We start from the raw sequence: 10,697 nt of genomic DNA, 5'->3' as shown, positions 1-10,697 counted from the left end.
CTCACCTGTTCACCGAATAGCAGTCGACCTGCGGCTCGCTTGGCAGCACGCCGGAAACGCCGATGACGAAACCGGGGGCGTCGAGCAGCGAGGCCCAATGCTCGCTCTTCTGGTCCAGCTCCAGGCACAGCCGGTCGCCGTCATAGGGGATCTCGCGCGGCTGCGAATGCAGCGGCTTCAGCGGAATGCCGGGCAGGCGCGACTTCCACAGCCCCTCGAACTGGTCGGCGGACCCGACGGTGGCCTGGTTGACGAAGATCTTGCGCAGCGCGTCTTCCGACAGTTCGGAGCCGACGCGGATGACGATGCGGCTGGCCACCAGAAGTTTCGGGTTGTCGATGCGCACCTTCCAGACATTGGTGGCATGCCGCATGACCGGCAGCGCGCGCGATTTCGGCTCGATATACCGCAGGCTGAGGATCAGCGAGCGCAAGGCGTCCGCCAGGGCCATATAGGCAGGGCCGGGCGCCATGTGGTCATAGGCCGGCAGCTCGCCGAGCCGGCGCGAGCTGGAGCCATAAGTCGCCATTTCGCCGGCGAGGCCGGCGAGCTCGAGGTAGAGCTCGGCCGGATGGAAGACATCTTGCGCCAGCATGTGGGCGAGCCGCGGCTTGGCCGCATTGGCAAGATGAAGCATCAGCAGGTCCTCGACGCTGCGGCCGGGGCCTCCCATCACCATCTTGCCATGCGCTTCGGCGATCTGGTCGAGACCGGTGACGACCTCCTGCAGCAGTTGCCGATACCAGGCGACCGCGCCCGTGATCAGCGTCGGCGGCAGGAAGCTCTCGTCGAGCGAGACGCCGCCGTCGGCCCGCACGCCCTTGATGTCGGCGACCGGCAGCGCGGTATAGCCGCCGACCGATTTGCCGGGCGCAAGCAGCACCGCCTGCGGGCGGGCGATCTCGATCTCTTCCGGGTCGGCGCCGCCCTGCACGGAATCGCGCACCGACACGATCCTGCCGTGATAGCGCGCGCCGGTCGACGCGGCATGCGCCGGGTCGAAACCGACGCCGCCGGGCGGCTCGAGCGGCAGCGCGACCAGCACCGGCCCGGCGCCGGTATCCGCCGTGACCGGCAGCGGTTTCGGCGCGTCCATCATTTCCGGGATGGAGAAGGGCGTGCCGTCGGGGAAAATACCCCGGGCGGACACGATAGAAACCTGGCCTGCATCGAGCAGCGATTGATCGAGCGTTAGCTGCTGGAAGCCGAACGTATGGAGCTGGCCGGCCTGCAGCGCGCCCCGCACCATCGCCTCGAAGAACCGGTCCTGCTGCTGGAAATGCTGGGTTCTCAGGAAGAGCCCCTCGGACCATAGCACCCTGTTTGCGTCGCTCATGCCGCTGCTCTCTGCACTGCCAACTTCTGTCTCGCCGTCAGGCGGAAATACCGCCGCCGCCTAGCGTGACGTTGATGGTGAATTTCGATCCCGCCGACACCGACTTGGTCGTGCGCCAGTTGCGTCCGCCGGGTTCGCGGATCAGCGCGACGAAGCCGAGCGCCGTCGCGTTCGGTTCGACCGTGATGGTCTTGGCCGCCGTCTTGCCCGGTGCGACGGAGATCGAATCGGATCCGATAAGGTCGGCTCCAAGTGCGGACCCCGCATCGCCCTGCAGCGCAAAATAATCGGCCGAATTGAACTTGCCGGTGCTGGCAAGCCGCATCACCAGCACAGTCACCGGTCGATCGCCGCCGCCGGGTCCCGGATTCATGCCGGCGCCACCGGTCACGTTGACCGAGATAACCGATGGTTTCGGCGGGCCGCTCTGGCAAGCCGCAAGCAGCCCCGTCGCGCCGAGGGCAACGATGAATTCGCGTCGATCGATCATGTCCTACTCCTCTTCGTATGCATCCCTGAAGTCTGCGCCGATCTCGCCCAGGAAACTCGATTCCGCGCTTTGGGCGATGTCGCGATGGCGTTTCTGGTAAAGCTCCCACAGCTTGGCGTTGCGGCCGCCCGCAAGCAGGTTGCCGATCGCGGAATTGGATTTCAGCTCTTCCTCGATCGTCGCCGGATCGAACCGGTCGATCATGCGCCGCAGCGCTGCCTGAACGCCGCGCCAGGCGCGCACGTGATGCTGCGCGAGATCCTTCACCGCATCGCCGATCGCCGCCTCGCCGGAGAGGAAGCCGGGGCTGCGCTCCGAGATTATGGTGACGATGACATCCTCGACCGTCGGCAGGAATTTGAGCGGGTTGACCTCGGAGGCGCCGACCACCGTCTGGGCAACGCGCGCGCTGCCCTTTTCCTCGGCGCGCTTGCGCAGAAGCTGCATCAGGCCGTCCAGCATCAGCCGGTACTCGCGCCCGAATTTTTCCATCTCGGCGATCGCGTCGCGCCCGAGAAAATCGGCCTCCTCGACCCCCATGCCGCGCAGGAAGGCGGCGCGCAGCGCCATATCGCCGGGCACAGGCTGAACTGCACGGGACGGCCTGGGCGCGGGAGCCGGGCGCGGCGGAGGAGGCGGCTCGGGCGTGCGCGCCGGCAAGTCCCGCGGAGGAGCGACCTGCGGCTTTTCGGCTGGCTGCTCGCTGCGACGGGCCGTATGCGCGCCGTTGGCGGAGGCAGGCGTCGCGGCTGGGCCGAAGCCGAAGTCGTCGAAGCCGGTCGGTTTCGGCGCCGGCTGCGCCGTATCGCCGCGCGCGGGCATGTCGCCGAAGCCGAACGGATCGGACCGGCCAGTTGCCGAGTCGTCGTCCGAGGCCGGTGTCGCTACCGGGTCGAGGCTGAATGGGTCGTCGAAGGCGGGCGAACTGCGCTGGTTCGAGGCGCGGTCATACGCGCCGGGCACAGGCTGCTCGAACGGGTCCGGCAGATCGGCCGGCCGCGGCCGCCGCGGCTCCTCCTCGACCTTGGCCGAAAAGAAATCGTCGCCGCCGATGCTGGGCGAAGATCGCTGCTGAGGCGCCGACCAGGCGGCGGCGGAATGGTTGGCGGCCTCACCGACCGAAGTCTGGCTCGCGCTTGGCTGGACCTCGACATAGAGCACGTAGTCGCCCAGTCTCAAACGCATGCCGCTTTGCAGCCGTGCCGACCTGCCGGTGCCGAGCGGGCTGTCGGAATCGTCGATGAAAAGCCCGCTGCTCGATGTATCGGTGACGAAGTAGCCGTCGCGGCCGCCGCTGATCTTGCAATGGGCGCGCGACACGAACATGTCCGGATCGTCGATCTGCCAGCCGGCATCGGCGCTGCGCCCGATCACCAGCTCGCCTTCGTCCAGCCGGGTCTGCCTGACCACCTGGGAGCGCGGGCCTTGTTCCAGCGTCAGCAGCAGGCTCATGCGGCCGCCTCCGCCATTTCCGGCCGCCAGCCGACGACAGTGCGGAGCTTGAGATCGTCGGCGTCTCCCTTCTCGGCGGGGCGAGCAAGCCAGGAGGTTCGGCCGAGCTGGACGGTGCCGATCTTCGGCGGCGGCACGGCGTCGCGCGCAAGCACGATGCGCAAATCGACATCCAGCGCTTCGCCGATCATGTCGCGCACCGCTTTCTTGAAGAGGGCGAGGCGCCGCTCTCCAGGCAGGAAGGACTTGAAGTCGTCGAGATCGAGCGGGCCGACGCGCAACTCGATCCGGCTCTGGCGGCTGAAGACGCGCGGGCCGATCGTCGCCCCGCGCCCGAGCGCCGCATAGGCCTTGCCGACGCGGCTCTGCAGTGCCGCCGGTATGGTGATCCAGGAAGCGACGAATTCCTTGATCTCGACCGGCACCTTGAAGGCCGTGGCAAGAAACAAGGTGAGCCGTTCCGGACCGTCGACCTGGCTGGCCAGCGATCCGGCCTGGCGCAGCCGCACAGCGTCGAGTTCGGCATCCTGGGTGCCGGGAAGGCCGATCCCCGACATTGCTTCCAGCATGGCGCGGACGCGTCCGCCGATCGAGCGCTCGACCTGCACCGCCGGATGTGCGTCGGCCCAGGCGCGGTAGTAAAGCGCGATCATCCGGTGCTGCAGGATGTTGACGAAGTCGACGAAGGTTGTGTCGCTGGTCTGCTCCGCTTGCGTGCCGGTGAACCAGCGCTGCGACAGCCGGTCGAGCACCCAGCGCGTCAGATGCAGCGGCATCGGCCCTTCGGGCCCGAGCAGTCCGAGATTGGCGACGGTCACCCGCGCCGGAGCCTTTTCGCCCGCCTCCTGGAATTTCATCACGTCCCTGGCCGAGAAGCTCAGGCGGACATGCTGGCCGAGCCGCGCCGGCTCGCGATTGGCCTGGCCGGAATAGCCGAACAGCCCGCCCCTCTGCTCCAGCCGGCGCAGAAGCTCGAAGAAGTCGAAGCTTTCCGACAACGCCCCGATTCCGTCTGGGGCGGCTTCGCTCGGGGCGGGTCGTGCTAGATCAGGTAGCGATTGCCGGGCGTCATCGGCCATGGCACATCCTCCTGCTTCTGCAGCAGCCGCGTGCGTGTCCGCACGAAACCGTTTATCCCGGCATGGCGGGCAAACAGCCGCGCCAGCAGGGCCGAAAGCAAAAGCGTGCTTTGGCCCGCCAGCACCGACTGGTCGACATGCAGCGTCACTTCCGTGCCCCGCCCGAAGCACATCGGCCCGTCGATCTTGAGCCGCTCGATCACCGGGCGCGAGTCGATGCGGGTGATCGAATGCACGTTGCGGGCGAGGCTCGGGTCGCCGCGGTCGGCATAAAGATCGAGCAGCGCGTGCAGCGGATCGACGCCGCGGCCTTCCTTGGCGAGACTCAAGAAGTTGAGCGAGAGCTGCGCCACCAGCCGCCAGGCAAGATTGTCGGCGCGGGATTCGCCTTCGGCGCCCGCCGGCAGCGACGCCGGGATCGACGGCTGGGGCGGCCGCAGCGCGCCGAGCAGCCTGACGGCCTCCACCGGGTCCGCCGTCTCTAGCGTCAGTGTCGGTGTGTCGTCGAGGATCGGCAGGTCGCGATTGGTGCAAAGCGCCATGATGTCGAGGCGCTTGAGCGGCCGGTTGGCCGGGCTGCCGGCCGGGCGCGACACCGAGAGGAAAACGTCGTCTCCCGTGTAGGAGGTGCGGGTCAGGCCGTCGCGACGCTCATCTTCGGTGGCCCTGCGAGGGCGCCGCTCGGTCGAATACACCCAGCCGCTGCCGCGGTTCTGCCCCAGGCTGAAAAGCTCGGGAATCTCGGCCTCGCTGCCCTCCGCGTCGGCATTCTCCACTCGGGTGACGCGGAAGATCTCGAAATCGCGCGCTCTGGTTCGATCGGCATGCAGCACTTGCCTTGTCCTGCGCGGATCGATCTCGATGACGTTGCATTCGCGCTCGAAGAGATTGATCAGCGGCGTCACGAAGAGCTCGAAATCGGCCGGCGCAACGTCGGCGAGCTCGGGCACCGGGCGGCGGAACAGGAAGATGATCTCCATCCCCGCCTCGCATCTGCGCACCACCGGCTGCAGGCCGGCGACCCGCACATAGTGGAAGCGTTCGGGGACCATGAAATATTCGCGCAGCAGGCGGTAGCCCTCGAAGGTCGGGCGGGTGCGCGGCATCAGCGCCTCGTCGTCGCGGATGCCGACCATCTCGGGCTCGGGCAGCGCCGATAGCGGATTGGTCTTTCCTTCCGCCCGCGCGCCGACGGCCGAGCAGGCCCCGAAGATCGCGTCGAACAGGAGCGGCGCCTTGGTGCGACCGGCGAAATAGAGATCGAGACGGTCGAGCGACAGCTCGCTGAGCTTGCCCTTTCCGGTGCGCGCAAGCGCGACGCGCAGCGCTGCCTCGCCGCGCGCGCCGGCGACTGGGCCGATGCCGGCGGCAGCCAGCGCGCTGCGATCCTGGAAATAGCTGACGGAGGTGATCGCGATCGGCCATAGCGTGATCTCTTGCGCGGTGCTGAAGGTTGACCGCGTCGACAGCCCCGGATGCAGGCTGGAGACCAGTCGTGTGCCGCGCGCGACTGTATGACCGGCGATCATCGACTGCACTTGCTGGCCGGGTTTCAGCACCGCCATCGCCGTTGCCGGCGCCGGGGTGACCAGGTCCGGGTAAAGCACGTCGAGCACGGCGCGCGAGAAGCGCGAGCGCTCGGCGTCGACCTTCAGCCGCGTGCGCGCGGCAAGGAAGGCCACGCCGTCGAGCAGCCGTTCGACATAGGGGTCCGGGCAGGGAACGGTGTCGAGGGAAAGATTGCGGGCGACTGCCGGATGCATATCGGCGAATTCGGCCGCGAGCGCCCGGATATGGGTCAGTTCTTCTTCGTAATATTCGACGAAGACCCGATCCATCTCAGGTCTCCCGGAATTCGGTTCGCGCCAGGCCGTTGTCGAGATTGATCGTGGTGCGCAGCCGCATGCGCTCCGGCGTCGGCGTCATGATCAGCACGGCGTCGATCTCGATCTTCAGGCCGACGCTCTTGTCGCCAAGGGTGACATTGACCGTCGTGGCGCTTTCCTTGAGCCGCGGCTCGAAGGTGGCGAGCACCGCGCGGATCTCGCGCGCCAGGGTATCGCGGTCGAAGTCCCGCGAGGAGCGGCCGGAGAAGGACGGCACGCCGTAGTTCACGACGCTGCGGCGCACCTCCGGAAAGTCGGCAAGCGACGGCAGCTCGTCCAGGGGCTGTTCGTGCTCGGCATCGGAAAGCATCGGAACGGACTCGAAGCGCTCGGTGTTGAACAAGGCTTCGATGTCGCGCCGGACGGCTTCCCTGAGCACCCGCGCCGACACCACCACGCCGCGGCTTTCGATCTCGGCGCGATGTTCGGCCTGGAACACCAGACGGTGCAGGCGCCGCTTTTGGTCGGGGGTGAGTTCCGCATCGGCATCGATGGTGCGTGCGCTGCCGGCAAGAAGAGCCTCGACGCGCTCGGCGCCGAGTTCTTCTTCCAGCAGGCGACGCAGCCCCTCGATCTCCGACGTCAGCCCGGGCAGGTCGTTGATGAGGCGGTCCCAGAGGGAGGGCTGGACCGCCTCGCGCTTTGCTCGCGAACTGCCGGCGAGCTGCGCCCTTGCGCCGGGCCTTTTGGCCTCACTTGCCGACATAGACATCCATTTCGATCTCGTCGTCCTTGTCGTAGACGAATTTGATCTTCTTGTAGGCGAAGCTCACTTCTTCCTCGATCAGGTCGGCCTCGTCATCGGCCTGCTTCATGTCGTATTCCATGATCGAAGCGTCGGTGAGCGTCACCACCAGATAATCGCTGGTCTCGCCGTCGATGGTGCGGCGCGCCGAAAACACCACTTCGTCGAGCGCCTTGTTGTCGAACAGCGCCTTCTTCAGGTAAGGCGACGCCTTGTCGTAATGCTTGGTGAACTTGATCATCCCCAAGGATACGCGCCCGCGGCGCGAGAGCGAATTGGGATCGTAAGGCGCGATCATCTTGTAGTCGACGCCATGGACTTCGATCTCATCTTCGTGGCCGTCGCGCACGCTGGGACCCTTGATGTCCGGAACTTTCAGAAAACCATCGATCTTCATTGAAGGCATTGTCTTTCTCCACCGCTCTCAAACCAAACAAGATGACTATGCTTGCGATTTCACCCCTTCACTGACGGCAGTTCGGACACCAGCCGGAGCGAGGCATTGATGCCTTCCAGCTGGTAGTGCGGACGCAGATAGAAACGGGCGTTGTAGTAACCGGGCCGGCCTTCGACACTGTCGACCTGGACCTCGGCCGCGGCGAGCGGGCGCTTGGCGCGCGCCTTGTCGTCGGCAAAGGCTGGATTGGCCAGCACGTACCGGTTGATCCATTCGGTCAACCAGATCTGCATGTCGGTGCGTTCCTTGAACGAGCCGATCTTGTCGCGCGCGATCGCCTTGAGGTAGTGGGCGAAGCGCGAGACCGGGAACAGGTAGGGCAGGTTGGCGCTGAGCCGCTCGTTGGCCTGCGCGTCGGGATCGACCAGACGCCCGGCTCGGGTCTCGTCGTCCTGCAGCGAATGGGCGCCGATGAAGGCCGCAAGGTCGGTGTTCTTCCGGTGCAGGATCGGCATCAGGCCGAGTTTGGCGAGCTCCGCTTCGCGCCGGTCGTCGATGGCGACTTCCGTCGGGCATTTCATCGCGATCGATCCGTCGTCGGTCGGAAACGCGTGCACCGGCAGGTTGAGCACCGTGCCGCCGTTTTCGACGCCGCGGATCTGTGTGCCCCAGCCAAAAAGCTTGTGGCTGCGGTTGATGTTGACGCCCATCGGGAAGGCGGCGTTCATCCAGACATATTTGTTGTGGTCGCCTCCCACCTCTTCCTCGAAGGTGAAACCCTTCACCGGAACGGTTTCCGAGCCGTAAGGCAGGCGCGCCAGCACCCGCGGCATGGTGAGGCCGATATAGCGGGCGTCCTCGCTCTCGCGCAGCGACTGCCACGAGGCATAGGCCGGGTTGTTGACGATCATCTGCAGGTCCTGCGGGTTGGGCAGTTCCTGCCAGCTGTCCATGCGGAACAGGCGCGGCGAGGCGGCGGCGATGAAGGGCGTGTGCGCCGAGGCGCAGACGCCGGAGATGTTGCGCAGCAGGCCGACGTCGCGCGGATGGTTCGAGAATTCGTAGGCGCCGAGAATGCAGCCGATCGGCTCGCCGCCCAGCATCGAATACTCGTCCGTATAGACCTTCTTGAAGATCGGGCTCTGGTCCCACATCTGGCCTTCATAGTCTTCCAGCGTGTCGGCCAACTGTTCCTTGGAGATGTTCATCACCCGGATCTTGAGCTTCGTATCCGTCTCGGTGTTGTTGACGAGATACCAGAGGCCGCGCCAGGTGCCTTCCATCTCGCGCACTTCCGGCGCGTGCAGGATCTCGTTGACCTGCGTCGTCAGCATCTTGTCGATGCCGGCGATCAGCGACTTGATCGACTTGATCGCATTGGACGAGATGGTGGTGGTTTCGGAGCGCGACTGCGCCGCCAGCGCCAGGTTGCGCACCAGCTGCTGGAGCTTCTCGCTGTCGTCCTTCTTGACCTTGAAATCCTTTTCCAGGAGGCCGCTGAATTCGCCGAGGTCAATCGCTTCCGCCTCGGCGGTGGCGGCTGCGGTTTTTTGCTGTTCAGCCATGACTTACTCCTCGCCCTTGCCCTCAGAAATCGCCTGGCCGGCGATCTTGCTCAGCAGCGGTTCGTTGTTCAGAAGCTGCGCGATGCGCTTTTCGGCGTCGACGCGGCCGTCCATGAAGCCGAGCAGCTCTTCGAGCTGCCGGCGCATCTTGAGGATCTCGGCCAGTTGCGGGACCTGCTCAGCGATCTTGTCCGGCGCGAAATCGCCCATCTTGGAGAAGGTGAGATCGATCGCGAGCTCTTCGTCCCGCTCGGCGCCCTCGGCTTGCGGGAGTGTGTTCTTTACTCGTGCCTTCACCCGCGGCCCCATGGCCTCCATGAACTTCGGGAACCGATTGGCGTCGGTCTCGACGAAGTTGCGGTCGAGCACTGACTTCACCGCTTCCTTGGTCTGTGAAGCGCCGGAAAGATCGGCCATCACGGCCATGACGAACGGCAGTTCGATCGTTGTCGGGCTGCCGTAGGTCTCGACGTCATAGGCGATCTGCACGCGCGGGGCGCGGTTTCTTTCGATGACCTTCGCTTTGCTCTCTGCTGGCATGCTTGTTACCTTTCATCCTTCTGGGCCGGCTTCTTCGGATCGGGGACACCGGCAAGCAGCCGGAACTCCTTCAGCCCCGATGGGGCGAGATCTTCCATCAATTCCACGAAATCCATGTGCACCATGCGGCGCACGCGGCGGGCGAGATGCGGGATCGGGCTCGACGGCTCGGTGCGGTCATAAAAGGCGACGACGAGATCCAGGCATTTGACGACGTCGTCGCGCGAGGTGATCCGGTCGGGCAGCCCGGCGCCCGGTTCCGCATAGCTTGCGACACTTGCCATCGATTCGGCTCCCCTCGCTTCGGCGCCCATCCTTTCGGCACCATGGCCGTTTGGGCCGGGCGCTGCCGGTTCCGCCGGCTGCGGGATTGGCTTTGCGGCCCCGTTCGCCCCGGCACCGGCGGCGGAATTCCGCTCCAGCGTCGTCAGCAATCGCTGCAGGAAGCGTCTCAATTCCGGAATGGCGGGGCCATTGCCGTCGATGCGCTTGTTGAGGGCGGCGTCGACCTCGTCGAGAGCGGCGATCACCGCGCGGGCGTCGGCGAGCAGCGAGGTCATCGCCTCGCCGGCCTGATCGACTTGCGCCTTGCACCCGGTGCGCACCCGGTTCACCAGCTGGTTGTGGCCGCTCACCAGCGCCGCCTTTTCCGCCGCGCCCAGTCCCGAAGCAGCCTCCTGCAGCATGACGTGTTCGTCGAGGCTGCCCTTCTCCAGGTCCTCTCCCTTGATCGGGCCGACCGTGCGCGGCGCAAAGAAGACCATGCCGCGCAGATCCTTGAGCAGCCCGTCCTGGCTGTTTTGCAGGTCGATCAGCGCATTGATGCGCCGCAAGGCAGCCTCGCGCGGCGTGGCGCCAGAGCGCAGTGCCGGATGCATCGTTTCCCAATGCCTGTCGAAGGTTTGGGCGATCAGCGTCAGGCCTTCGGCGAGCCCGCCCAGCTGTTCTTCGTTGGCAAGGGCACGCACAACCAGGACGAGTAGGCGCAGGTCCCGCCCGTGCGACCGCAACTCCTCCGCCTTGGTGAGTACGACGGACCAGTCGACCGGAACATCGACTTCCGATTTGTTGTTTCCTTCGTATTCGACCTTTTTCTGCTGTTCGGTCAGGCGCTCCAGCTCATGAAAGGCCGGGTCGTTACGCAAGTCCTCTCCCGACGGATTTTCACCGTTCAGAGGATTCAGCCAGAGTGCGAGATCAATCACAC

The 10,697-nt window shown here is 65.7% G+C and carries 10 protein-coding genes; all 10 read right to left on the bottom strand.

What is annotated here, in order from left to right; all coding sequences use genetic code 11:
* Position 1: 1 nt before the first annotated feature.
* Genes tssK through tssA form a run of 10 tightly spaced genes read right to left on the bottom strand, consistent with a single transcriptional unit; the run spans position 2 to position 10,695 of the window.
* The gene (gene tssK / locus P9217_RS06110) at positions 2-1,336 is read right to left on the bottom strand and encodes a type VI secretion system baseplate subunit TssK (protein ID WP_067327608.1); all 1,335 of its coding nucleotides are present in this window, start codon (positions 1,334-1,336) and stop codon (positions 2-4) included.
* A gap of 37 nt (positions 1,337-1,373) precedes the next feature.
* Positions 1,374-1,826, bottom strand: coding sequence for a type VI secretion system lipoprotein TssJ (gene tssJ, locus P9217_RS06105; protein ID WP_066989071.1), 453 nt, complete (start codon positions 1,824-1,826; stop codon positions 1,374-1,376).
* Positions 1,827-1,829: 3 nt separating this feature from the next.
* Positions 1,830-3,278, bottom strand: coding sequence for a type VI secretion system-associated FHA domain protein TagH (tagH, locus tag P9217_RS06100; protein ID WP_067327611.1), 1,449 nt, complete (start codon positions 3,276-3,278; stop codon positions 1,830-1,832).
* Entirely contained in the window at positions 3,275-4,357 is a 1,083-nt protein-coding gene (gene tssG / locus P9217_RS06095) for a type VI secretion system baseplate subunit TssG (RefSeq protein ID WP_278086414.1), read from the bottom strand. Before tssG ends, tagH begins: the two co-directional genes overlap by 4 nt.
* Complete coding sequence (tssF, locus tag P9217_RS06090) at positions 4,321-6,195, bottom strand: type VI secretion system baseplate subunit TssF (protein WP_127246508.1); 1,875 nt, start codon at positions 6,193-6,195, stop codon at positions 4,321-4,323. The genes tssG and tssF overlap by 37 nt, the downstream gene beginning before the upstream one ends.
* A gap of 1 nt (position 6,196) precedes the next feature.
* Positions 6,197-6,949 (bottom strand): type VI secretion system baseplate subunit TssE, encoded by a 753-nt coding sequence (gene tssE, locus P9217_RS06085; RefSeq protein WP_067327620.1) that lies wholly within the window; start codon positions 6,947-6,949, stop codon positions 6,197-6,199.
* The gene (locus P9217_RS06080; protein WP_170950255.1) at positions 6,936-7,385 is read right to left on the bottom strand and encodes an Hcp family type VI secretion system effector; all 450 of its coding nucleotides are present in this window, start codon (positions 7,383-7,385) and stop codon (positions 6,936-6,938) included. Before P9217_RS06080 ends, tssE begins: the two co-directional genes overlap by 14 nt.
* A 59-nt stretch (positions 7,386-7,444) precedes the next feature.
* On the bottom strand, positions 7,445-8,950 hold the full coding sequence (gene tssC, locus P9217_RS06075) for a type VI secretion system contractile sheath large subunit (RefSeq protein WP_066989059.1): 1,506 nt from the start codon (positions 8,948-8,950) through the stop codon (positions 7,445-7,447).
* 3 nt (positions 8,951-8,953) lie between these two features.
* A complete protein-coding gene (gene tssB, locus P9217_RS06070; RefSeq protein ID WP_066989057.1) occupies positions 8,954-9,490 on the bottom strand; it encodes a type VI secretion system contractile sheath small subunit in 537 nt (178 codons plus the stop codon).
* Positions 9,491-9,495: 5 nt separating this feature from the next.
* On the bottom strand, positions 9,496-10,695 hold the full coding sequence (gene tssA / locus P9217_RS06065) for a type VI secretion system protein TssA (RefSeq protein WP_067327623.1): 1,200 nt from the start codon (positions 10,693-10,695) through the stop codon (positions 9,496-9,498).
* Positions 10,696-10,697 lie beyond the last annotated feature (2 nt).

Source organism: Mesorhizobium sp. WSM4989 (assembly GCF_029625795.1).
GTDB lineage: Bacteria > Pseudomonadota > Alphaproteobacteria > Rhizobiales > Rhizobiaceae > Mesorhizobium.
Note: the sequence above shows the minus strand (reverse complement) of the source record. Positions and strands in the feature narration are given on the sequence as shown.